This is a genomic window from Pandoraea morbifera, assembly GCF_902459575.1.
GTDB classification, from domain to species: Bacteria; Pseudomonadota; Gammaproteobacteria; order Burkholderiales; family Burkholderiaceae; genus Pandoraea; species Pandoraea morbifera.
Genome location: NZ_CABPSD010000017.1, coordinates 20,497 through 44,486, shown reverse-complemented (window position 1 = coordinate 44,486; position 23,990 = coordinate 20,497). Strand labels below are relative to the sequence as shown.

Annotated in this window: 16 protein-coding genes and 1 pseudogene; 9 read left to right on the top strand and 8 right to left on the bottom strand. The window is 65.0% G+C overall.

What is annotated here, in order from left to right; translation table 11 throughout:
• The first annotated feature begins 54 nt into the window (after nucleotides 1-54).
• The 6 genes and pseudogenes from ppc to PMO31116_RS24475 all read left to right on the top strand — a co-directional run bounded on the left by ppc (nucleotide 55) and on the right by PMO31116_RS24475 (nucleotide 6,609).
• Complete coding sequence (gene ppc / locus PMO31116_RS21005) at nucleotides 55-3,009, top strand: phosphoenolpyruvate carboxylase (RefSeq protein WP_150568392.1); 2,955 nt, start codon at nucleotides 55-57, stop codon at nucleotides 3,007-3,009.
• 280 nt (nucleotides 3,010-3,289) lie between these two features.
• Complete coding sequence (gene aroQ, locus PMO31116_RS21000) at nucleotides 3,290-4,072, top strand: gamma subclass chorismate mutase AroQ (protein ID WP_174971628.1); 783 nt, start codon at nucleotides 3,290-3,292, stop codon at nucleotides 4,070-4,072.
• Nucleotides 4,073-4,227: 155 nt separating this feature from the next.
• A complete protein-coding gene (argH, locus tag PMO31116_RS20995) occupies nucleotides 4,228-5,625 on the top strand; it encodes an argininosuccinate lyase (RefSeq protein WP_150568390.1) in 1,398 nt (465 codons plus the stop codon).
• Nucleotides 5,626-5,733: 108 nt separating this feature from the next.
• Nucleotides 5,734-6,273 (top strand): helix-turn-helix domain-containing protein, encoded by a 540-nt coding sequence (locus PMO31116_RS20990; RefSeq protein WP_150568389.1) that lies wholly within the window; start codon nucleotides 5,734-5,736, stop codon nucleotides 6,271-6,273.
• Nucleotides 6,273-6,518: pseudogene (locus tag PMO31116_RS24480) on the top strand (IS3 family transposase); the annotation flags it as partial. The gene PMO31116_RS20990 and the pseudogene PMO31116_RS24480, both read left to right, overlap by 1 nt.
• A gap of 1 nt (nucleotide 6,519) precedes the next feature.
• The gene (locus PMO31116_RS24475; protein ID WP_150568415.1) at nucleotides 6,520-6,609 is read left to right on the top strand and encodes an IS3 family transposase; all 90 of its coding nucleotides are present in this window, start codon (nucleotides 6,520-6,522) and stop codon (nucleotides 6,607-6,609) included.
• 152 nt (nucleotides 6,610-6,761) lie between these two features.
• Here the strand turns inward: PMO31116_RS24475 and gltS are convergent, their stop codons facing one another.
• The 4 genes from gltS to apbC form a co-directional block, all read right to left on the bottom strand.
• Nucleotides 6,762-7,979: a sodium/glutamate symporter gene (gene gltS, locus PMO31116_RS20980; protein WP_150568388.1), complete on the bottom strand. Its 1,218-nt coding sequence runs from the start codon at nucleotides 7,977-7,979 to the stop codon at nucleotides 6,762-6,764.
• 343 nt (nucleotides 7,980-8,322) lie between these two features.
• Nucleotides 8,323-10,608 (bottom strand): arginine/lysine/ornithine decarboxylase, encoded by a 2,286-nt coding sequence (locus tag PMO31116_RS20975; protein WP_150568387.1) that lies wholly within the window; start codon nucleotides 10,606-10,608, stop codon nucleotides 8,323-8,325.
• A gap of 101 nt (nucleotides 10,609-10,709) precedes the next feature.
• The gene (gene dcd / locus PMO31116_RS20970; RefSeq protein ID WP_023597106.1) at nucleotides 10,710-11,279 is read right to left on the bottom strand and encodes a dCTP deaminase; all 570 of its coding nucleotides are present in this window, start codon (nucleotides 11,277-11,279) and stop codon (nucleotides 10,710-10,712) included.
• Nucleotides 11,280-11,412: 133 nt separating this feature from the next.
• Nucleotides 11,413-12,540 carry an iron-sulfur cluster carrier protein ApbC gene (apbC, locus tag PMO31116_RS20965; protein ID WP_150568386.1) on the bottom strand — a complete coding sequence of 376 codons (1,128 nt, stop codon included), beginning with the start codon at nucleotides 12,538-12,540 and terminating at the stop codon, nucleotides 11,413-11,415.
• Nucleotides 12,541-12,770: 230 nt separating this feature from the next.
• Between apbC and PMO31116_RS20960 the strand changes: the two genes are divergently transcribed.
• Together PMO31116_RS20960 and metG are read left to right on the top strand one after the other, a co-directional pair.
• Nucleotides 12,771-13,430, top strand: a complete 660-nt coding sequence (locus PMO31116_RS20960) for a YiaD family glycine zipper/OmpA-like lipoprotein (RefSeq protein WP_023597108.1) — start codon at nucleotides 12,771-12,773, stop codon at nucleotides 13,428-13,430.
• 424 nt (nucleotides 13,431-13,854) lie between these two features.
• Entirely contained in the window at nucleotides 13,855-15,957 is a 2,103-nt protein-coding gene (gene metG, locus PMO31116_RS20955) for a methionine--tRNA ligase (protein ID WP_150568385.1), read from the top strand.
• Nucleotides 15,958-16,088: 131 nt separating this feature from the next.
• On the opposite strand, the gene PMO31116_RS20950 is transcribed toward metG, so the two are convergent.
• The gene (locus PMO31116_RS20950; protein WP_174971608.1) at nucleotides 16,089-16,550 is read right to left on the bottom strand and encodes an Lrp/AsnC family transcriptional regulator; all 462 of its coding nucleotides are present in this window, start codon (nucleotides 16,548-16,550) and stop codon (nucleotides 16,089-16,091) included.
• 117 nt (nucleotides 16,551-16,667) lie between these two features.
• On the opposite strand from PMO31116_RS20950, the gene PMO31116_RS20945 reads away from it, so the two are divergent.
• The gene (locus PMO31116_RS20945) at nucleotides 16,668-16,955 is read left to right on the top strand and encodes a DUF6356 family protein (protein WP_246185413.1); all 288 of its coding nucleotides are present in this window, start codon (nucleotides 16,668-16,670) and stop codon (nucleotides 16,953-16,955) included.
• Nucleotides 16,956-16,980: 25 nt separating this feature from the next.
• Here the strand turns inward: PMO31116_RS20945 and bamE are convergent, their stop codons facing one another.
• The 3 genes from bamE to PMO31116_RS20930 all read right to left on the bottom strand — a co-directional run bounded on the left by bamE (nucleotide 16,981) and on the right by PMO31116_RS20930 (nucleotide 23,627).
• The gene (gene bamE, locus PMO31116_RS20940; protein WP_150568383.1) at nucleotides 16,981-17,517 is read right to left on the bottom strand and encodes an outer membrane protein assembly factor BamE domain-containing protein; all 537 of its coding nucleotides are present in this window, start codon (nucleotides 17,515-17,517) and stop codon (nucleotides 16,981-16,983) included.
• A gap of 93 nt (nucleotides 17,518-17,610) precedes the next feature.
• A complete protein-coding gene (locus PMO31116_RS20935) occupies nucleotides 17,611-21,903 on the bottom strand; it encodes a translocation/assembly module TamB domain-containing protein (protein ID WP_150568382.1) in 4,293 nt (1,430 codons plus the stop codon).
• Nucleotides 21,903-23,627, bottom strand: a complete 1,725-nt coding sequence (locus PMO31116_RS20930) for an autotransporter assembly complex protein TamA (RefSeq protein WP_150568414.1) — start codon at nucleotides 23,625-23,627, stop codon at nucleotides 21,903-21,905. The genes PMO31116_RS20935 and PMO31116_RS20930 overlap by 1 nt, the downstream gene beginning before the upstream one ends.
• Between the last annotated feature and the right edge of the window lie 363 nt (nucleotides 23,628-23,990).

The window sequence follows — 23,990 nt, the reverse complement described above, 5'->3', positions numbered from 1 at the left end:
AAAAAATGGTAACACGCTTGACCGGCCCCAACGGCCGGTCTCGAGAGGAGCGACATGAAGAGCAGCGCAAAGGCAAAAGCCCCGCGAGAGGGCCTCGCCAAGTCGGTCGGCAACACTCCCCCCGCGAAGGCAGCAGCCGCGGCCCCATCCACTCCCCGCCCGGCGAAACGCGGGGCGGACGCCGCCGCGGCACCCAAGGCCCGCCGTTCGCGCGAAGACAAGGACGCCCCGCTACGCGAGGACATTCGCTTCCTCGGCCGCCTGCTCGGCGACGTCCTGCGCGAGCAGCAGGGCAGCGATGCGTTCGATCTCGTCGAGACCATCCGCCAGAATGCCGTGCGCTTTCACCGCGAGGGTGACCGCAGCGCCGCGAAGGCACTCGACACGCTGCTCAACGGCCTGACCAATGAACAGGCCATCCAGGTGGTGCGTGCGTTCAGCTACTTTTCGCATCTGGCGAACATTGCAGAGGATCGGCACCACAACCGCCGACGCCGCGTGCACGCGCTCGCCGGCAGCCGCGCCCAGCCTGGCACGATTCGCGCCGCGCTGCAAAGCCTGAAGGACGCCGATCGCGCCGATCCCGCCACGCTCCAGGCCTTCTTTGCCAGTGCGCTCATCGTGCCGGTGCTGACCGCTCACCCGACCGAAGTCCAGCGCAAGAGCATTCTCGACGCCGAGCGCGAGATCGCCCGCCTGCTCGAACATCGCGACGACGCACTCACCGAGCGCGAATCCTCGCGCAACACCGATTCGATGCGTGCCTACGTGACCACGCTCTGGCAAACGCGCATGCTGCGCAGCTCGCGCCTGACGGTGGCCGACGAGATCGAGAACGCGCTGTCGTATTACCGCAGCACGTTCCTGTCCGAAATTCCGGCGCTCTACGACGATGTGGCCGCCGAGCTGCACGACGCCGTGCCCAGCGTGCGCGCCGAAGGTCTCGGACGTTTCCTGCAAATGGGAAGCTGGATCGGCGGCGATCGTGACGGCAACCCGAACGTGACCGCCCAGACGCTGCAACTGGCCATCACGCGGCAGGCCACGGAAATCTTCGCGCACTACCTCGAGGAAGTGCACTTGCTGGGCGCGGAGCTCTCCGTCTCGCAACTGCTCGCCGGTGCCAGCGACGCGCTGCTCACCCTGGCGCGCCGCTCGCCCGACGACTCGCCGCACCGGACCGACGAGCCCTATCGCCGTGCGCTGATCGGCGTGTATGCGCGCCTGGCCGCGACCGCGCGCGAGTGGGTCGGCCACGTGCCGCATCGCGGCGCGGTCGGCGACGCAAGCCCATATCTCGACGCCAGCGAATTCATCTCCGATCTGAACACGGTCGTGGCGTCGCTCATGGCGCATCACGGCAGCGCGCTGATTTCGCAACGCCTCGGCCCGCTCGTGCGCGCCGCCGAGGTGTTCGGCTTCCACCTCGCGAGCATCGACCTGCGCCAAAGCTCCGACGTGCACGAAGCCGTCATTGCCGAGCTCTTCGCCAAGGCCGGCGTCGAAGCGAACTACGCGAAACTCGACGAAGCGGCCAAGCTTGCGCTGCTGTTGCGGGAACTGCGGGAGCCGCGTGCGCTCTTCTCGCCGTATCTCGATTACTCGCAACGCACGCGCGACGAGCTGGCCGTATTCGCCGCCGCGCGCGAGATTCGCGCCCGCTTCGGCGCGCGCGCAGTGCGCAACTACATCATTTCGCACACGGAAACCGTGAGCGATCTGGTCGAAGTCATGCTGCTGCAAAAGGAGACGGGCCTGTTTCAAGGCGCCCTGGGCGGCAAGGGCGCGAAGGCCGTCGAGCCGAAGGTCGGCGCCATGGTCATTCCGCTGTTCGAGACGATCGCCGACTTGCGCAATGCGCCGGTCATCATGCGAGAGTTCTTTGACATTCCCGGCATGTCCGAGGTCGTGGTGCAGCAAGGGGGCGAGCAGGAAGTCATGCTCGGCTATTCCGACAGCAACAAGGACGGCGGCTTCCTCACTTCGAACTGGGAGTTGTACAAGGCCGAACTCGCGCTGGTGCGCCTGTTCGAGGAGAAAGGCATTCGCCTGCGCCTGTTCCACGGCCGGGGCGGCACCGTCGGACGCGGCGGCGGCCCGACCTATCAGGCCATCCTCTCGCAACCGCCGGGTACCGTGAACGGACAGATTCGCCTGACCGAGCAGGGCGAGATCATCGCGAGCAAGTTCGCCAATCCGGAAATCGGACGGCGCAATCTCGAGACGATCGTGGCCGCCACGCTCGAAGCCACGCTGCTGCCCAGTCGCAACCAGCCGCCGCGCCTGGCCGCATACGAACAGGTCATGCAGGCACTGTCCGACACGGCGTTTGCCGCGTATCGCAACCTCGTCTATGAAACGCCGGGCTTCACCGACTATTTCTTCTCGGCCACGCCGATCGCGGAAATCGCCGAGCTCAACATCGGGTCGCGCCCCGCGTCGCGCAAGTTCTCCGACCCCAAGAACCGCCGCATCGAGGACCTTCGCGCCATTCCATGGGGCTTCTCGTGGGGGCAATGCCGCTTGCTGCTCACCGGTTGGTACGGCTTCGGCAGCGCGGTGAGCGCGTATCTGGACGACGGCGACGCCGCCGGCCGGGACAAGCGCCTCGACACCCTGCGTCAGATGGTCAAGCGCTGGCCGTTCTTCGCGAATCTGCTCTCGAACATGGACATGGTGCTCGCCAAGACCGACCTGGCCGTGGCCTCGCGATACGCCGAACTGGTACCGGACGAAAAACTGCGCAAGCGCGTTTTCAGCCGGATCGTGGCCGAGTGGCAGGGCACGACGCAGGCGCTTGCCCTGATCACCGGCCATGACGAGCGCCTCGCCGACAATCCGCTGCTCGCCCGCTCGATCAAGAATCGCTTCCCGTACCTCGATCCGCTCAATCACCTGCAGGTCGAGCTGCTGCGGCGTCACCGCGCCGGCGAGTCGGACGAACGCGCGCGGCGCGGCATCCACCTGTCCATCAACGGGATCGCGGCCGGTCTGCGCAACACCGGCTGACGCGCAACGGCCACGCCGGGAGACGACGACCGAAAAACGTCGTCTCCCGGTCAATTCCCGGACATCTCCGATCCACCCTTGGGAATCAACCCAACGACAAATCGACCGTCGGGAAGGTATATTTCGACGAATTCGACCAGATGGCTGCCCGGGGGACCTCTTCATCATGCATTCCGATTCGACTGCGCCAGCGGCGCGCCGCATCCCAACCCAGCGATCGCGACGCGCGGCCGCCGCCGTTGCCCTGTCACTCTGCCTGCTCGGCACGACGGCCTCGGCCATGAACGGGACCCGTGCCGTCACTGCGGCGGCCAACACGACAGACAAGGCCGACAGGGCCGCGACGACGACGCGCCTCGACGCGGGCGACCCGCGTGCTGCTTCGGCATTGGCGGCGCCGCCGGCGTCCTCCGCGACGACGCCGACGCCCGCAGCACCCTTCGCCCATGCCGCGCCGCACGGCGTGCGCGGTTTCGCCGTGCGGCTGGTTTCGCAAGCGCTCGCCACGTCGTCGTCGGAAGGCCCCGCCAGCCAGCGTCAGATCATCGATCCGGTACTCGATCCGCTCATGAACGGCATTCTCGAGCGCCTGGCGATCGGCGAGGCAGTCGCTCGCACGAAATTCGCCTCCGGCAAGCAGGTGCAGGACGCGCCGCGCGAGCAGGCGCTGCTCGATAACGTGGGCGAACGGGCCACGCAATTCGGGCTGACGCCCGCACAGGCGCGCACCTTTTTCCGCTTGCAGATCGAAGCCGGCAAGCTGTTACAGACGGCCCTGCTCGCGCGCTGGACGCGCGAGGGACGCGCGCCGGGCGAGCCGGTCGACCTGAACACGCGACTGCGCCCCGCGCTTGACCGGCTGGGCACTTCGCTGATGCACGATCTCGGCCGACTGTGCGCGCTCCCCGACGATGCGACGCGCATGGCGCGCATCCATCAGGCGCGCGAGCGAATCGCAAAGGCGGCCGGGCTCGAAGCGCTGCAACGCGCGGCGTTCGACGAAGCCACCTCCGGACTGTGCCTGTCGGCGCCGCCGCGCGTCTGGACACTGTCGTCCGTGTAGTGTCCGCTTAGCCATACCCGACAGAGGGCCCGGCGCCGGGCATGTCGTGGCGCGCCCGCCGGGGTTGTATAATTGCGGCTTTCCGTGCATCGCCGCGGTTCGCTTCAGTTCGCTTCAATCCGCCCAGGTGGGCCTCGATCAGCCACGCTACGACAATGACCTCCCAACTCCACAAGAAAGGCGAAGCCTGGTCGGCCCGCTTTTCCGAACCCGTTTCCGAACTCGTCAAGCGCTATACCGCGTCGGTGTTCTTCGACAAGCGCATGGCGCTGTTCGACATTGACGGGTCGCTCGCCCATGCCGACATGCTGGCCGCGCAAGGCATCATCAGTGCCCAGGATCTGGCGGACATTCAGCGCGGCATGGCGCAGATTCGCGGAGAGATCGAGCGCGGCGAGTTCGAGTGGCAACTGGATCTCGAAGACGTTCACCTGAACATCGAGGCGCGACTGACCGCGCTCATCGGCGACGCCGGCAAGCGTCTGCACACCGGACGTTCGCGCAACGACCAGGTCGCGACCGACATCCGCCTGTGGCTACGCAGCGAAATCGACCGTATCGGCGAACATCTCGGCGACCTGCGCCGCGCCCTGCTCGATCTCGCCGAACAGCACAGCGCCACCATCCTTCCGGGCTTCACTCACCTGCAGGTGGCCCAGCCCGTGACGTTCGGCCACCACCTGATGGCCTACTTCGAGATGTTCAGCCGCGACGCCGAACGCATGCTCGACGTGCGCCGCCGTGTGAACCGCCTGCCGCTGGGCGCCGCGGCACTGGCCGGCACGAGCTACCCAATCGATCGCGAACGGGTCGCCGCCACGCTCGGCTTCGAGGAGGTTTGCACGAACTCGCTCGACGCGGTGTCGGATCGCGACTTCGCCATCGAATTCACCGCCGCGGCCGCGCTCGTGATGACCCACGTCTCGCGCTTCTCCGAAGAACTGGTGCTGTGGATGAGCCCGCGCGTGGGCTTCATCGATCTGGCGGACCGTTTCTGCACGGGCAGCTCGATCATGCCCCAGAAGAAAAACCCGGACGTGCCGGAACTCGCGCGCGGCAAGACCGGACGTGTCAACGGTCACCTGATCGGCCTGCTCACCCTGATGAAAGGCCAGCCGCTCGCCTACAACAAGGACAATCAGGAAGACAAGGAACCGCTGTTCGATACGGTCGACACCGTGATCGACACGCTGCGCATCTTCGCGGACATGGTGCCGGGCATCAAGGTGCGCGAAGCCAACATGCGCAACGCCGCGTTGCAGGGCTTCTCGACGGCCACCGACCTGGCCGACTACCTCGTGAAGAAAGGGCTGCCGTTCCGCGACGCCCATGAAATCGTGGCGCATGCCGTGAAGATCTGCTCGGACCGCGACATCGATCTGGCAGACCTGTCGCTCGCGGAACTCCAGAAGTTCTCGCCGCTGGTCGGCGACGACGTTTTCGACTTCCTGACGCTCGAAGGCTCCGTTGCCAGCCGCAATCACATCGGCGGCACGGCGCCCGCGCAAGTGGCGCGCGCCATTGCGGCTGCCCGCGCGAAGCTCGCGAAGTAAGCTCGCGAAGTAAGCTCGCGACGTCAACTCGCCGGCGTCAGCAGGAATGCCACCCGGTGAACTGCACCCCAAACGTTGGACATAAATCCAACCTTTGGGGTGTTTTTCATGACGAAGTACGACGAGGCATTCAAGCTGCGGGTGGTTCGGCAGTATCTGCGAGGCGATGCAGGGCTCAAGGCTGTGGCAAAGCGGCATGGCATTGACCACGGGCTAGTGAGTCGGTGGGCTGCCGCTTACGATAAGCATGGGGTCGCGGGGATTCGCAAGAAGCACAGTGTTTATAGTGCTGAGTTCAAGCTTTCGGTGTTGAAGTGCATGTGGAGCGAGCGATTGTCGATCAAGCAGACGTGCGCGCGCTTCGATCTGCGAGAGCCCACCAGTGTTTCTCGCTGGCAACGCCAGTGTCATGAGGGCGGAATCCACGCTCTGGAGCCGCGCCCTAAAGGCCGACGGCCATCTGTTATGCCCCCGATCAGTCCCTCAGCACCTGCGCCCAAAGAGAATGACACTCGCACCCGCGAGGAATTGCTCGAAGAGCTCGAATATTTGCGTGCGGAGAACGCATATCTAAAAAAGCTCGATGCCCTGCTCAAGCAAAAGGAGCAGGGCCAGCACCAGACGGGGCAAAAGAAAAAGCACAAATAGTGCGCGAGTTACGCTCTCAATACTCGCTGGCGCTTTTGCTTAGGGCCGCCCAATTGGCTCGGGCAACGTTCTGCTATCAATGCAAGGTGCTTGATGCCGGTGACCGATTTGCTGAGATTAATGCAAAGATTTCGGCGATCTATACCCGCCACAAGGGACGCTATGGCTACAGACGCATTACAGCTGAGCTTCGATCAAGCGGGCAACATGTCAATCACAAAACGGTCCAGCGCCTGATGCAGCTACATTCGCTACTACAATCAGGAACGCATCAGCCTCAAACGAAACGGGCTGAGTTCTGTGCAATACAGAACCCAGCCCGTAGACGTCCGCTGAGCTAATTTGACCGTCTAACTTTTTGGGGTCAGTTCACGGACAGGTGGCATTTTTTTGGCTGACGCATGACACGGATGCCGGCACGCCCCCGCCCCGATACGCAGCAGACAGGCCTTCGGGGCGACGCGTATGCCGGCGCCCGGCGACGTCGCTCAGAAGATCGGCAGTGACAGGAATCCCTTGATGATGAGCGCATTCAGAATGTCGATGAAGAACGCGCCGACCATCGGCACGATCAGAAACGCGAGATGCGACGGTCCGAAGCGCTCCGTGACGGCCTGCATGTTGGCGATCGCGGTGGGCGTCGCACCGAGCCCGAAGCCGCAGTGGCCGGCGGCAAGCACCGCTGCGTCATAATTGCGCCCCATCACACGGAACGTGACGAAAATCGCATAACTCGCCATCGCGATCGCCTGCACGACCAGAATCACGATCATCGGCAGTGCCAGCGTCGAGAGATCCCAAAGCCGCAATGCCATGAGGGCCATCGCCAGGAACAGCGACAGGCTCACGTTGCCCAACACCGACAGCGAGCGCTCGAATACCTCGTAGCCGACCAGTGCCAGCAAATTGCGAACGACCACGCCGGTAAACAGGACGCACACGAACGTAGGCAACTCGAGCGCCGTGCCCGACAGCCAGCGGGCGATCACCTCGCCGCCCAGCAGGCAGATGGCAATCATGGCGACGGTCTCGATGAGCGCCTGCGCCGTGATCAGCCGCACAGTGTGGGGCTGCTCGAACCCCTCCGGCACGTCGCCCTGCGCCTGCTCCGCGCCTGGCACCCGGTTGCCCAGGCGTCCGACCAGATAGCGCGCCACCGGGCCGCCGAGCAACCCACCCAGCACGAGGCCGAACGTGGCGCACGCCATCGCGATCTCCAGCGCGGACTGCACGCCGTATCGCGACGTCAGTGTCTCGCCCCAGGCTGCGCCGGTGCCATGCCCGCCCGCCAGGGTGATCGATCCGCCCAACAGGCCGACACCCGGCGGCAACCCCATCGCCATGGCAAGCCCCACGCCGATCGCATTCTGCATCACGAGCATGCCCGCCACGATTCCGAGAAACAGTACCAGTCGCTTGCCACCCGCCTTCAGGCTAGACAGATTGGCCGAGAGGCCGATGGTCGCGAAGAACGCTAGCATCAGCGGCCCTTGCAGCGTCGTGTCGAACTTCAGCTCGAAGTGCCCGAGCTCGCGCAAACCGAGCGTGCCGAGCGCCACCAGCAGCCCCGCAGCCACCGGCTCCGGGATGCTATACGTGCGCAACGGCCCGATCCACTCCACCAGCTTGCGGCCCAGCAGCAGCACCAGCGTGGCACACACCAACGTGCCGTACGTGCTGAACACCCATTCCCCGGTGACGTCCATGACCTCTCCTGCGCGAAAAATGCGACGAGTTTAGCAATCCGAGTGTTTCGGAATGATGGGAAATATCCCAAAAATGAGCAAGTCGAGCAAATCCACCAATCGATGACATGCCCCCATCCCGCGAGGATTTGTGACGATTTCGCGCACATTCGCAGCGAGTTGCCGAACATTGCATCGTTACCGCAGAATCGGGGGCGCGCCCCATGGGCGATACACGCAATCCATCGCACGAAAACCGGCGTATATGGCGCGCGCAAAGCAAAACGGCCCCGGGCTTTCGCACGGGGCCGTCTGCGCCTCGACGGCGGCGTCTCCTGTCAACGATTCGCCACGATCCTGTCGCTTACTGGCGCACGCAATCCACGAAGTACTCGGGACGTCCGTCCACCTCTTCCACAACCAGGCCGTGGATGTCGGTATGGAACCCCGGAAAACGCTCGTTGAAGTCGCGCGCAAATCGCAGGTATTCGATGATTGCGGCGTTGAAGCGCTCGCCCGGAATCAGCAGCGGAATGCCCGGCGGGTACGGCGTGAGCAGCACGCTCGTCACGCGTCCTTCGAGTTCGTCGATCGGCACCCGGTCGATCTGGCGATGCGCCAGCTTCGAAAACGCGTCGGTCGGCTTCATTGCCGGCTGCATGTCCGAGAGGTACATCTCAGTCGTCACGCGGGCCACGTCGTTCGCCTTGTACACGCTGTGGATCTGATCGCACAGATCGCGCAGCCCGATACGCTCGTAACGCGGGAACTGCGCCACGAACTCAGGCAACACGCGCCACAGCGGACGGTTGTGATCGTAATCGTCCTTGAACTGCTGGAGTTCGGTCACCATCGAGTTCCAGCGGCCCTTCGTAATGCCGATGGTGAACATGATGAAGAACGAGTACAGGCCGGTCTTCTCGACAATGATCCCGTGTTCGGCCAGGTACTTGGTGACGATGGCCGCCGGAATGCCGCTCTCGCCAAACTCGCCGTCCACATCCAGCCCCGGCGTGATGATCGTCGCCTTGATCGGATCGAGCATGTTGAAGCCGTCGGCCAGATCGCCAAAACCGTGCCAGCGGTCGTTCGCGCGCAGCACCCAGTCCTCGCGCTGGATCGTCCCCTCGTCGCCCAGGTTCTCCGGGCCCCAGACCGAGAACCACCACGAGTCGCCGTACTCCGAGGCGACCTTGCGCATGGCGCGGCGGAAGTCGAGCGCCTCGACGATCGATTCCTCGACCAGCGCCGTACCGCCCGGCGGCTCCATCATGGCCGCAGCCACGTCGCACGACGCGATGATCGCGTATTGCGGCGAGGTCGACGTATGCATCAGGTACGCCTCGTTGAAGCGATACGTATCGAACGTGCGGGCCTCCGAGTCCTGCACCACGATCTGCGAAGCCTGCGAAATGCCGGCGAGCAGCTTGTGCGTCGAGTGCGTGGCGTAGACGGTGGCTTCCGACGAGCGCGGGCGACCCTCGCCAATCGCATGCATGTCGCGATAGAACTCATGAAATGCCGCGTGCGGCAACCAGGCCTCGTCGAAATGCAGCGTGTCGATGTTATTGCCGAGCAATTCCTTGATCATCTCGACGTTGTAGATCACGCCGTCATACGTGCTCTGCGTGATCGTCAAAATGCGCGGCTTGGCGTTCGGATCGCGCTCGAGCACTTCGCGCGCGAACGGGTTCGCCTCGATCTTTGCGCGAATGACTTCCGGTTCGAACTCCGACTTCGGAATCGGTCCGATGATGCCGAGGTGGTTCCGCGTGGGCGTGAGGAACACCGGCACGGCGCCGGTCATGGTGATCGCGTGCAGGATCGACTTGTGGCAGTTGCGGTCGACGACGACGATGTCGCCGGGCGCCACGGTGGCGTGCCACACGATCTTGTTGGAAGTCGACGTACCGTTCGTGACGAAGAACAGATGGTCGGCGTTGAAGATTCGCGCCGCATTGCGTTCCGACGCGCCCACCGGGCCGTTGTGGTCGAGCAGTTGGCCGAGTTCTTCCACGGCATTGCAGACGTCCGCGCGAAGCATGTTCTCGCCGAAGAACTGGTGGAACATCTGGCCCACCGGGCTCTTCAGGAACGCCACGCCGCCCGAGTGTCCCGGGCAGTGCCACGAGTACGAACCGTCGGCGGCGTAATGCGTGAGCGAGCGGAAGAACGGCGGCGGCAGCGAGTCGAGGTACGACTTGGCTTCACGGATGATGTGACGCGCCACGAACTCCGGCGTGTCTTCGAACATGTGAATGAAGCCGTGAAGCTCGCGCAGAATGTCGTTCGGAATGTGGCGCGAGGTGCGCGTCTCGCCGTACAGGAAAATCGGAATATCCGGGTTGCGGCGGCGCACTTCCTGCACGAAGGCGCGCAGGTTGATGATGGCCAGTGCCAGTTCGCCCTCGCCTTCGCCGCCCGCTTCACTCGAGAATGTGCCGAACTCGTCGTCGTCGATGGACAGGATGAAGCTCGAGGCGCGGCTTGCCTGCTGCGCGAACGAGGTCAGGTCGCCGTAGCTCGTGAGGCCGTTGACTTCCATGCCCTCGGCTTCGATGGCCTCCGCCAAGGAGCGAATCCCGGATCCGGAAATGTTCTCGGAGCGGAAGTCCTCGTCGATGATGACGATCGGAAAACGGAATTTCATTGGCGTTCCTTCGACAAAAGAACGAGCCACGGTCCGACACGGCCGTGGCTCTGGGGTATTGCGATTCGGGGGAGGCTCACCGGTGGCGAGAAACTGTCAGGCTAGGTCTTCGGCAGCGTGACGCCACGCTGTCCCTGATACTTGCCGCCCCGATCCTTGTACGACGTCTCGCAGACCTCGTCGGACTCGAAGAACAGCACCTGCGCCACGCCTTCGTTGGCGTAGATCTTCGCCGGCAGCGGCGTGGTGTTCGAGAATTCCAGCGTCACGTAGCCCTCCCATTCGGGTTCGAACGGCGTCACGTTCACGATGATGCCGCAGCGGGCATACGTCGACTTGCCCAGGCACACCGTGAGCACATTGCGCGGAATGCGGAAGTATTCGACGGTGCGTGCGAGCGCGAACGAGTTCGGCGGGATGATGCAGACATCGCTCGAGACGTCGACGAACGACTTCTCGTCGAAGTTCTTCGGGTCGACGATGGTCGAGTTGATGTTCGTGAAGATCTTGAATTCAGGCGCGCAACGAATGTCGTAACCGTAGCTCGACGTGCCGTAGCTGACGATCTTTTGCCCGTCCTGGGAATACCGGATCTGCGACGGTTCGAAGGGCTCGATCATGCCGTGCTCTTCGGCCATGCGCCGGATCCACTTGTCGGACTTGATGCTCATGTGTGGGCCTGAATTCGGGTGGTACGTGAAAAAGTGGGCGTATTTTACGCGATTGTTGCGGTGCGGTGAGATTTTCCCCCGCGCCGCGCCGCCCGGGGCGCCCGAGCCCCGGCGGGCGGCCGTTTCGGGCGCCTCAGGTGTTCTGCACCACGATCGACGGGAACTTGCTCGTCATGTCCTTCTGCTTCGATGCGATCTTGACGGCCACTTTGCGTGCGATGGCCCTGTAGAGCTCGGCCACACGCCCGTCCGGGTCGCCCACCACGCTCGGCATGCCGGCATCGGCGTGCACGCGGATGCTCATCTCCAGCGGCAGCTTGCCCAGCAGGTCGACGTCGAAATCGTGGCTCATGCGCTCGCCGCCGCCCACGCCGAAGATCGGTTCCTCGTGCCCACAGTTCGAGCAGATGTGCAGGCTCATGTTTTCGATCAGGCCGAGGATCGGCACGCCGACCTTCTCGAACATCTTGAGCCCCTTGCGGGCGTCGAGCAGCGCCAGGTCCTGCGGTGTCGTCACGATGACCGCGCCCGTGACGGGCACCTTTTGCGCGAGCGTGAGCTGGATGTCGCCGGTGCCCGGCGGCATGTCGACGATCAGATAGTCCAGATCGTGCCAGTTCGTCTGGTTGAGCAGTTGCTCGAGCGCCTGCGTGACCATCGGACCACGCCAGACCATCGGGTTGTCGGGCTCGATCAGAAAGCCGATCGAGCTCGCCTGCAGCCCGTGGCCGACCATCGGCTCGAGCGTCTTGCCGTCCCTGGACTGCGGCTTGCCGTGAATGCCGAGCAGCGTGGGCAGCGACGGGCCGTAGATGTCGGCGTCGAGAATGCCGACATTGGCGCCCTCGGCGGCCAGTGCAAGCGCCAGGTTCACGGCCGTGGTGCTTTTGCCCACGCCGCCCTTACCCGAGGCGACGGCCACGATGTTCTTCACATTGGGAAGGAGCTTCACCCCGCGCTGAACCGCATGGGCTACGATTTTCTGGCTGATTTCGACGGCTACGCGCTCGACTCCGGGCAACTTGCCGACGGCCTCGGTAATTCGCGCGCGCATGGCCTCGAACTGGCTCTTCGCGGGATAACCGAACTCGATCTGGATACCGACGTGGCCATGCTCGGCTGCCACCTGCTTGACATACTTCCCGGCGATCAGGTCGAGCCCCGTGTCGGGGTCGACGATGCCACGCAGCACTTCATTGATTTGGGCGACTTCCATGTGGGTCTCTCGTTCTGTCGAGGCACGCCGGGAGAAGCCCGGCATGGCGCTAACAACTTGTAACATCCGTGGCGCACGCTCTCGATTAGGATGCGAGGCGCGCGTGTCATGGGGAACCTGCCGCCGCGGCATTCGGTCCTTGCCTGCGGTCGACACTCAGCGCTATTGTAAAAGACCGCGCGCCCTCAGGTTCAAAACCCCTGCGGTGCGCACGTGCTTCGACGAAGTGCTCACGCGTGTCTCATCACTGCTAGCTAATCGAGAAGGAGCCTCAAATGAATAAGAACACTCTGCGCGCTTCCGCGCTCGTCCTGGTCTCTGCCGCCCTGCTGGCCGGTTGCCAGACGCCGCAGGGCACCAACACGGCGGTCGGCACCGGCGTCGGTGCGGCCGTCGGGGCGGGGCTCGGCAACCTCATCGGGGGCAACACCACCGGCACGCTGATCGGCGCGGCCGTCGGCGCGGCCGCGGGCGGTGCCGCCGGTTACAACTGGCAATCCATCAAGAACACCCTCGGCGGCCACACCGCCGGCACGGGCACCACGATTTCCGAACAGCCGGACGGCTCACTCAAGGTCGCGGTTCCCAGCGACGTGACGTTTGCCACGGGCAGCGCGGTCATCAACCAGAACTTCCGCAGCGTGCTCGACGACGTCGCCACGTCCCTCAACCAGAACCCGGGCATCACCGCCAACATCGTGGGCCACACCGACAGCACCGGCGGCGATCGCATCAATGTTCCGCTGTCGCAACAGCGTGCCGCCAACGTGGCCCAGTACCTCACGAGCCGCGGCGTTGCCCCCAATCGCCTGAGCGCCACCGGTGTCGCGTCGAGCCAGCCGATCGCTTCGGACGCCACCGCGCAGGGCCGCGCCCAGAACCGTCGCGTGGAAATCCTGCTGCACGCGCCGAACCAGCAGGCGCCGCGCGGCTGATCGCCCGCCCAATCGGGCCGTTCGCGACGCAAGACATGCCCGGTTCGCCGGGCATGTCTCGTTTCGGGGGCGCGAATTGCCGGTTCAGCACGGCGCCCAATAGGCACGGAATGCCCGATGGTGCATCGCAGCATCGAAAGTCCGGGCTTCCGTTGAACTATTCCCCAGAGTGCGGCTCAGACCCTTCGGAAGTGCCTACCGTGGGCGCTTCCATCTCCTCTTTGTTATTGACGTTACGTGTGCCTAGTTATGCCGGAACCTCGTTCCGGCTTTTTTTTGGCCGCTAGCCACCGGCTGGCGACGGGCCGGCGCCCACGTCTATCGCCACCGCCCGGGCCCGCAGCACGGCGTCGGGTTGGGCGGTAACCCGCCCCGCCTGCTAGAATCGACCTTTCCCGGTTCCCTCAACGCACAGTCAATCCTCATGTCCCGTCGCATTCTCGTCACATCCGCCCTGCCGTACGCCAATGGCCAGATTCACATCGGTCACCTGGTGGAGTACATCCAGACCGACATCTGGGTGCGGTTCATGCGGATGCAGGGTCACGAGGTGTACTACGTGGGCGCCGACGACACGCACGGCACGCCGGTCATGCTGCGCGCCGAGAAGGAGGGGCTCACGCCCAGGCAGCTCATCGAGCGCGTCTGGAAGGAGCACAAGCGCGACTTCGACAGCTTCGGCATTTCGTTCGACAACTACTATTCGACGGATTCCGAAGAAAATCGCGAATTGTCCGAGAGCATCTATCTGACGCTCAAGGAACAGGGCCTGATCGAAGCGCGCGATATCGAACAGGCGTACGACCCGGTCAAGGAAATGTTCCTGCCGGATCGCTTCATCAAGGGCGAATGTCCGAAGTGCGGCGCCAAGGACCAGTACGGCGACTCGTGCGAGGTCTGCGGCTCGACCTACGCACCCACCGACCTGCTCAACCCGTATTCGGTGGTCTCGGGCGCCACGCCCGTGCGCAAGACGTCCACGCACTACTTTTTCAAGCTCTCCGACAAGCGCTGCGAGCAGTTCCTGCGCCGGTGGGTCGCCGGCCTGGCACAGCCCGAGGCCGCCAACAAGATGAAGGAATGGCTCGGCGAGGACGGCGAGTCCACGCTGGCCGACTGGGACATCTCGCGCGATGCCCCCTATTTCGGGTTCGAAATTCCCGGCGCCCCCGGCAAGTACTTCTATGTGTGGCTCGACGCGCCGGTGGGCTACTACGCCAGCTTCAAGAACCTGTGCAAGCAGCGCGGGCTGAATTTCGACGAATGGGTCAAACCCGGCACCACGACCGAGCAGTACCACTTCATCGGCAAGGACATCCTGTACTTCCATACGCTGTTCTGGCCGGCGATGCTCGAGTTCTCGGGCCATCGCACGCCGACCAACGTGTTCGCGCACGGTTTCCTGACGGTCGACGGTCAGAAGATGTCGAAGTCGCGCGGTACGTTCATCACGGCGCAGAGCTTCATCGACACGGGCCTCAACCCGGAATGGCTGCGTTACTACATCGGCGCCAAGCTGGGCAGCACGATGGAAGACCTCGATCTCAACCTCGACGACTTCATCGCGCGCGTGAACAGCGATCTGGTCGGCAAATACGTGAACATCGCGAGCCGCGCCGCGGGTTTCCTCATCAAGCGTTTCGAGGGGCGCGTGTCGCCCGGGGCCATGCAGACAGCCCTGCTCGACCAGATTCGCGCCGCCGCGCCGCAGATCGCCGCGCATTACGAGGCGCGCGAATTCGGCAAGGCTCTGCGCCTGGTGATGGAGCAGGCCGACGCCGTGAACGGCTACGTCGACACGGTCAAGCCGTGGGATCTCGCCAAGGACCCGGCACAGGCCGGTGCGCTGCACGAAGCCTGCTCGGTCTGCCTCGAAGCCTTCCGCCTGCTCACGCTTTACCTCAAGCCGGTGCTGCCCACGACCGCCGAGGCCGTGGAGCGCTTTCTGAACATCGCCCCGCAAACCTGGCAGGACGTGAGCCGCCCGCTCACTGCCGGGTCCGCCATCAATGCCTACAAGCACCTGATGACGCGCGTCGAAGGCAAGCAGGTCGAAGCCCTGCTTGCTGCCAATCGCGATTCGCTGCAAGCCGCCACGCCCAACGCGGACACGGCGAATGCCGCGGCAGCGAAGGGCAAGGCGACCAAGGCGGTGGACAAAGTGGAAAAATCCGCTGACGACGGCGTCATCACGATCGACGACTTCGCGAAAATCGACCTGCGCATCGCACGCATCGTCGACTGCAAGGCGGTCGAGGGCTCCGACAAGCTGCTGCAGCTCACGCTCGACGTGGGCGAAGCGCAGACGCGCAACGTGTTCTCCGGCATCAAGTCGGCCTATCCGCAGCCGGAGGCGCTCGTGGGCAAGCTCACCGTCATGGTGGCGAACCTCGCCCCGCGCAAGATGAAGTTCGGCCTGTCCGAAGGCATGGTGCTGGCCGCCTCGGCGGCCGACGAGAAGGCCGAACCGGGCATCTACATCCTCGAGCCGCACGCAGGCGCGAAGCCGGGCATGCGCGTCAAGTAAGCCACGCGATCATCCACCGGGAGCGCCCCGCTTTCCCGAACGAAACACCCCGAGCGCAGGATTCCCGACCTCGGGGTGTTTCGTTTCACGCCCGGCGCATGCGGACATTGAAGTCATCCGTGCGCGTGTGTCTATCGCAGGTGCTCCACCGGCAATGCCGTCGTGAATTTCACGGTCTCCATCGAAAAGCTCGCGCTGATGTCCTGCAGATCGGCGACTCGGATGAGCTTTTTGTAGAACCGGTCGTAGGCTGCGATATCCGGCAAATAGACCTTGAGCAGATAGTCGATGTCGCCGGCCATGCGGTGGATCTCCACGATTTCCGGTAACTCGCGCGCGCCGGAGACGAAGCGCACCATCCAGTCCTCGCTGTGCGTGGCGGCCTTGATGAACACGAACGCCGTGACGCGCAGATCCAGTTGCTGCGGATCGCACAGCGTGACCTGCCCGGTGATCACCCCGCTCTCACGCAAACGCTGCACACGGCGCCAGCACGGGGTGGGCGACAGATGCACGGCTTCGGCCAGTTCGCCCAGCGAGCGCGAGGCATCGGCTTGCAGATTTTCGAGGATTGCGAGATCGGTTTTGTCCACGATGCCCCTTTGACAGGAAAACTTTTCCAAATCCTACCCGAATACGAGAGAAATTTGAAAGCCTTTACCCCTCGATGGCACGTAGACTTCGTAAACATTCCGAAATCAGGGGGCAACATGAAAATCTTCACTCAGCACCCGGCCTCTGTCGGCGAAAACTACTTCCAGCACATGGGTTCCGCGCTGTCGTTCGCGCTCCCGCTGCTCGGCGCCTTCCTGGCCTGTCTCGTGCACGCGCTGCTGCCCTTCCTGTTCGAGAAGACGGGCAGCCGGTTAATCGTGCGGCTGCACGAGCGCATGGTGACGCATCGTCATCGGCAGGGGCCGCATTCCGCGTCGCAGTCGGCATCGCAATGCGGCGCGCAGCCCGCACCGCGCGACCGGACCACGCATCCCACGCCGTAACGCAGGTGAGCGCGATGGCGTCCGGTCACGGACGCTCCGAGCCCGGATCGGGTGAACGCGACGTGACGGTCACCCGGCCGTCGGGACCAAAGTGGGCGTTGAACATGCCCGGCGTGTTCACCCCGTCCTCCAGCCAGCGCCAGCTCCAGACCGTTTCCTTTTTGAGCGGGTATTGCGCCACGCTGGTCGGCTTGCCGAGCAGCCGCCGCACGTCGTCCTGCGTCATGCCGGGCTGCACCTGCTGGATGTTCTCCGCGGTCAGTGCCTGGATCACGTCGCGCAGCTTGCCGTCGGGCGCGATGTCCACCATGTAGGTTCGCAACCCGCCCGGCGAGCGCGGGTATTCCAGCCGACGCGAGCCATCGTCGTTCTCCCAAACGATTTCGGGCTTGCCCATCTGCTCGCGCACCTGCGCCTCGGTCGTTACCCCGGGCGTGAGATTGCGCAGCAGCATGTCGTCGGGCTTGACGGCATTGAACGTATCGCGCGCCTTTTCGCGCACCTTGTCGATCTGCTGCTGATCGCACCCGAACAGCCCCAGCAGACTGGCAAACAATCCCATGGCGACTCCCCAACGAAGGCCGCGGCGCTCACCTTGCGCCGGGTGGTTAAAACTACGCGACGTTGTCATCGGTATTCCTCCTTCCCACATCCGTCAGTCGAAACGACGGTTGAACAACACATCGAAACCCGACAGCGAGCCGGTGCGCAGCACCAGTTGCCAGCGGCGCGAAAGCTGCCACGTGATCTTCACGATACTCGCGGCGCTCGTCAGGCTTTGCTCATAGCCCAGCGCGAAGCTGTCGGAGATTGCCTTGCCGACCTTCACGACCTGCTGGTCGTCGGGCAGCCCCGAATCGCTGGTGCCGATGCTGAACTCGTCGATCCCGAGATCCTTGATGATGCGCTTGCCGCCGGTCGTGCCGAGCAGCGCCGAAGCGGCGCCCGCCATCGCCTGCCGCTGGCCGAGTCCCGCACCGTCAGGGCCGTGGCCGAACATCAGCCACGACAGCTTTTCTTCGTCGGACACGTTCGGCTCCGAGACCAGTGACACGCGAAGTTGCCGCACCGTGCCCGTCACCAGCACACCCGCCGCAACTTCCTGATTGCGGCGCATCGCCTGAATGTAGACGTTGGGATTGTCGAGCGGGCCGACGAAGTTGATCTGGCCGCGCTCGATCGCGAGCTTTCGGTCGAACGCCTCGTAAGTCCCCTCCGCCACGGTGATCGTGCCGGTCGCGCGCATCGGCGTGAGCGGGTCGCTTTGCAGGCGTACGCTGCCGCGCAGCAACAGGTCGGCGCCAGCGCCGACAAAGCGGAAATCCCGGCCCAGGTTCAGCGCCAGATCGACGTGCGGCGAGAAGCGGCTCGCCGGCTTGTCGCCGATGCGAGCGGCCTCGTCGCGGGCATCGAGCGGCCTGGTGCGAGCCTGCGCGCCGCCGCGCACGACAATGACGTCGTCGCCCAGTTTCGGCGCACTCGTCGGTGGCAATGCAAAGCGCGCGCGATCGACGGTGAAACTCCCGGTCACGGACGCCGCATCGCCACTGCCGGCCGCCCGGGCCTCTCCGCTCAGCGACAGTTGTCGGTCGGGCGCGGCGAACAGTTGCAGCTTGTCGGCCACGAGCGCGATGCCGAGCGTCGGCTCGGGCGTGTCGAGCCGAATGTTGCCGCTCGCCCGCGCCGTACCGCCGCCACCGCCGGTGACCACCACGTCGCGCAGGACGATCTCGTTCGGTGTGAGCGAGACGCGCAGCCGCCCGTCCTTCACGCTCACCCCCGTGTCGAACATCTGCACCGCCAGGTCGTCGGCCGTCAGCTCGCCGGTCGGACGCGGCTTGGCCACCGTGCCCGCCAGCGCGACCTGCAGGTTGGCCCGCCCCTTGAACGCGAACTGCGCCCCTGCCAAATCTTCGAATCGGGACAGATCGGGAATGGCGAGTGCGATACGGCCGGACAGCGGAGCGTCGTCCGGAAGCGCGGGAATACCGTTCTGCACATGCAGGCCGGACTTCACGTCGGCGTCGAGCGTGCCCACCAGCGAGGACACTGCCCTGACCCTGGCGTTGGCCGTTTGCCCGGACAGGTCGATGCGCGTGCGCAGTTCGGAAATACCGAGCGGCACGCGAGCGCCGACACCGCCCTTCTCCGCCGTCAGGCCGGGGATGCCGGTAACCGTCACGTTGACATGCTCGTTGATGCCGCCCCGGCGCAGGGTCACGTCGCCGCTGCGGCGCACGATCTCGACGAAACCGTCGGCGCGCTGACCGGCTCGCACATCCCACTTGCCATCGAGCACGAGATTGCTCTCCACCGGCATCGGCTCCCCGGTAAAGGACTGCACCACGTTCAGCACCTGTGCGACATCGAGCGTATCGAGCGCGCCCGCGGTCTTCAGTTGACCGTCGCCATAGTCGAGGTGAGTGAGCGCCAGCGTGCCCGCTCCGGTCACCAGGCGGGCCGCGCCCAGACGCACGCGATCGGCGCTCGCCTCGACCTGCCATGGTGCCGAGAGCCTGAGCTTCGGCACGCCGGCATTCTCCAGAGTCTGAATGGTGCCGCGCCACCCCGGCTTGCCGCGCGTGTTCGTCACGGCGCCCGCCGCGTCGACATTCATGTCGAGCGGCGCCTGACGCAGCTTGCCCGCCGCCTTGAGATGCAGCGTGTGTGCTCCCCGCGTGCCGGCCAGCGCGAGCGACAGGCGGTCCAGTCGCGCGATGTCGCTCGAGAATCCGCGTCCGTCGAGCGTGACGTTGAGCCGATCGCTCGCGGCACCGGGCAAGCCACCGCTCACATCCACCTTGCCCGACAGATGCTCGAGCTTTTGCGCGCCGAAAACCAGCTTGTCAGCCGACAACGTCGCCACCACCGCCGGACGCTCGATCGTGCCCGAGACCTGCCCGTCGAGTTGCAGACGCCCCGCGAGGCCGAAACCGAGCTTGTCGAGCGACGGGGCGTCGACGTTGACCGACATCCGGTCGCCAGCCGCGCCGAAACTGCCGCGCAACGCCACCTTGTTGCCGGCCACGAGCAGGTTGGCATCGCTGGGCATGAGCCGCGTGCCCTCGATTCGCACCGTGCCGGCGCCGCTCATCGGCAAATCGGCGTACACGCTGTCTTGCAACGCGAACTTCAGCGCCAGACCGAACGCCGGGCGCATCGCGCCCTGCGCATCGAGCTGGCCGGTGACGCTGGCCGTCGGCGTTTTCTGCCCGCGCCTGGGCGGGCCGTAAAGGTCGTACCAGGCCGCCGGATCGAAACGGGAGAGCTTGATCTGTGCGCGATAGGCACCGGTGTCTCCGTTCTCGAGCACACCGGTCGCGGTGACCTTGCCAGCGCCTGCGTCCAGCGACAGCGCGTGGATCGTGGTGCCCTTCGCATCGAGGCCGACATCGGCCAGCACCCGGCGCGCGGCGTCGCGCCAGTCGAGCACGATGCGTTGGCCCGTGGCATCGAGTTTGACATCGAGCGGGCCGCCGAGCTTCGTCGCAGGCAACTTGCCGTACAAGGCGCGCAGGTCGAGATCGCGCAGGGTGAAGGCGAAGCCGCCGACCATGGCTTCGGTCGCCGCTCCCGCTGTCGCACCGGTACCCGATGTACCCGATGTAGCCGATGTAGCCGATGTAGCCGATGTAGCCGATGCACCCGATGCACCCGATGCACCCGACGCGCTCGCTGCCTGCGGCGGTGCCGGCGTCGCGGCGCTATCCGAGACGACGGCGGCCACCTTCTCGCGGCGCAGTTCGCCGCTACCTGTCAGCACGGCACGCCCTGCAAGCTTCAGTTCGATGCCGGTGAGCGCCTGACGCGTAGCATCGAGCAGCACCTGCGTGCGCAGGCTTTCGACCGGCAATGCGCCGGCGTCGATGGCGCCCGGCTTCGCATTGATCACCGACACCGGTCCGAGCACGCGGAAGACCTTCGCGCCAGGTTCGGGTCGCAGATCGGCGCGCACCGCGAGGTCCGCCTGCGGTGCCCCCGGCGCGAAATCGTGCGGATTGAGGTGATCGAGTGCGATCTGCGCACGCGACAGCGGCACGGCGCCGAAGGGCGACGCCGCGATGTGCGCCGTGCCATTGAGCTTCTCGCCGCTCGCGCTCAGGTCGACGACAAGCGCGTCGAGCGATCCCGTCAGGTTCGCCTGCAACGCGACGGGAATGTCGCCCGCCTTCGCCTGCAGCCCCACGTTGCCGCCAAGCGCGAACGGACGCCGCCCGTTGAGTTGCAGGCTGGCCTGTGCTTCGCCATAGGGCGTGCCCAGGTGCTCGATCTGGATCGTGTGCTGCGTGCCGTCGCTGCGCGCCGCCACGCGAATGTCTTCCAGCACGAGCTCCGGCGCATGCAACGTAAGCTTCGCCACGCGCACATCGTTCAACGTCAGCCCCAGTGGCAGACGCAGGCTTTGCGGCAAGGTCGCCGGAGTGGTCGAGGGTGGCGACGGCGCGAATGCCAGGTCGACATCGCCCACGTGCAGTTTGTCGACGGTGAAATGCAGCGGTCGCACGCGCAGTGCCCAGCGGCTGTCCAGACGGCTGACGGTGATGCGCGTCGCGCCATCGAGATAGCGCACGTCGTTCACGGTGAAGCCGTTCGCGAAGCTGCCGCCGCGCCACTCGCCCGAGAGCTTGCCGCCGAGCGTCGACACGGCCGCCTGCCATAACCAGCGACTGCCGCGCTCGCTCGACATCGCCCACAGCAGGGCGCCGATGGCAAGCACCACGATGAGCAGCACGGCAAGCAGGGTCGCCAGAAGCGCGCGGCCCCAGCGTCGCCGGCGCGCCGGCGGCGGTGTGTCACCCGGCGGCGGTGCGGGCGGCGGTGGCGTCGATGGGTCGCCGCCCGGCAGCCCTTGCGCACCGGGTCGCGTGAGCGTGGGTTCGTGTCCGATGTCGCGAATCTCGCTCGCCATGGCGGCGGGCGTCCGCGGGTTCAGGGGCATCGTCGTCATCAGAACGCCACCCCCAGCGAGATCGACGGGCGCAAGCGCCGGTCGCGCACGCCGTAACCGAGGTCGACGTTGACCGGGCCCACCGGACTGCGCCAGCGCACGCCGAGACCCACGCCGTGGTAGAGCGGCGTGGGATGGCGGTAGTCGTCGGTGGCCGTGCCGACGTCCCAGAAGACCGCGCCGCCCCAGTCGCGCGTGACCCAGCGTTGGTATTCGAGGCTGGCCGTGCCGAGGTATTTGGTCGGGAACGTCGTGCCGTTCTGCTGGCGACCGATGCTCTGGAAGTTATAGCCCCGGATCGACGAGGTGCCGCCCGCGAAGAACAGCAGCGACGTCGGAATGCGATCGCTGTTGCCGTTCGTGATCACGGCCCCCAGTTCCAGGCGCGCGAGCACGAGGTCGCGCTGTCCTACCGGGAAGTACTGGCGGATACGGCCATACAGTCGCGCGAAGCTCTGGTCGGTGAGCACCGGCTTGGCGGCAAAACCGATCTGCGTGTTGATGATGTTGCCCTTGCGCGGGAAGATCAGGTCGTCCACGTCGCGGCGGTTCCACGCGAACGCGGGTACCAGTGCCTTGTTCACGAAACGCGTGCCGCCGTCGGGACGCTCGTCGGTGTGGTACCAGTCGAGCGTGTAGGCCCAGTCGTAGCGGTCGCGCGAGCGCGAGCGCTTGATGCCGATCTGTGCCGAGCGCTGATCGAGACCGTTCAGGTATGTGCGCTCGTACGACGCGCGGGTGCTGTTGGTATATGCCGTGCTGTCCGGCGGCATCGCGATCTCGGCGTAGCCGCCCTGTCGATACTGCTCGAGGCGGGCCTGGGTGTCGAAAGTCCACGCCCGACCGAAGAGGTTGTAGTAGGAATACCGCCCGTTCACGCTCGCGCCGGTGTCGGTCGTGTAACCCACCCCGCTTTGCACACGCTGCGTGGGGAACTCGCGCACCTTGACCTCGACCGGCGCCCGTTCAGCCTTCGACGGGTCTTCCGTCACCTCGATGATGACGTTGGAGAAATATGGTGTGGCCTGGATCTGGCGTTGCAGCTCCTGAAGACGATCGGCATCGAACGGCTCGCCCTCCTCGAGCGGATTGACGTTGCGAATGATCTGCTCGGGATAGCGCCGCGTACCGCTGATGACGAGCGGCCCCAGCGTGAACGCCGGCCCGCTGTCGAACGTTGCGGCCAGCGACGCCGTGTCGCTGTCGGCGTCGATCACCGCGCGCGAGAAGCTCATCTTCGCCGCGTGGTAGCGCTTCTGCCCCAACTGGAACAGCGTGTCGTTCTTGGCCTGGTCCCAGTCCGACTGACGAAACGGTGCGTCCACGGGCAACGCCCACGCATTGCGCAACTGCCTGACGCGTTGCGGCGCCTGCTCCAGGATCGGCCCCGTGAATTCCACATCAAGATTCTTGATGTGCGTGCGCGGCCCCGACGCTACCGTGACGTGGACATCGCGCTTGCCGTTGACGGTTGTGACGTCGACATGCGTGACCGGAGAGAAATAGCCCTCGGTCGAGGTCAGTTCCTGCACCTGCGCGCCCACGGTCGCCACGAGGTGTTCGAACTGGGCGTCGCCGATGTCGTCGCGCGAGGCGAAACGCACCAGGTCGAGGTTTTCCTTGAGGAGCTTGGCCAGGCCATTGGGCGCATCGATGCGCACGCGATAGTCGGCCTGTGCGGCGCCCGACACGGCCAGGCCGCATGCGAGTGCGGCCATCGCCATCCAGGTGGCGGGGCGGGTGCGCAAAAGACGCACACCGAAGCGACGACGAGCGCCGTAACCGGGTTTGATCTGCGAGACGGTCAAAACCTTCCTTGGAGTCTGAAATACCGCCACCGGTGGTCCGGCGTGCGGTCGATAATGCCAGTCGATGGCCTGATGGCCCGATGCCCTGCGCCATGATGCCGCACCCGTATGGCATGACATCGCGTCGGGCAACGCGTATGTGAGTCGTATTTGAACATATCCCCAGCGCCGGTTCACCTTGTGTCCCAAAACAGCCTAAACGGTGAATCGCCGTGCGTTTGCGGTAGAATCTGCGTCGATTGGCGCCGTTGCGACGGCGTCGTTTTTGCCTATTTTTTA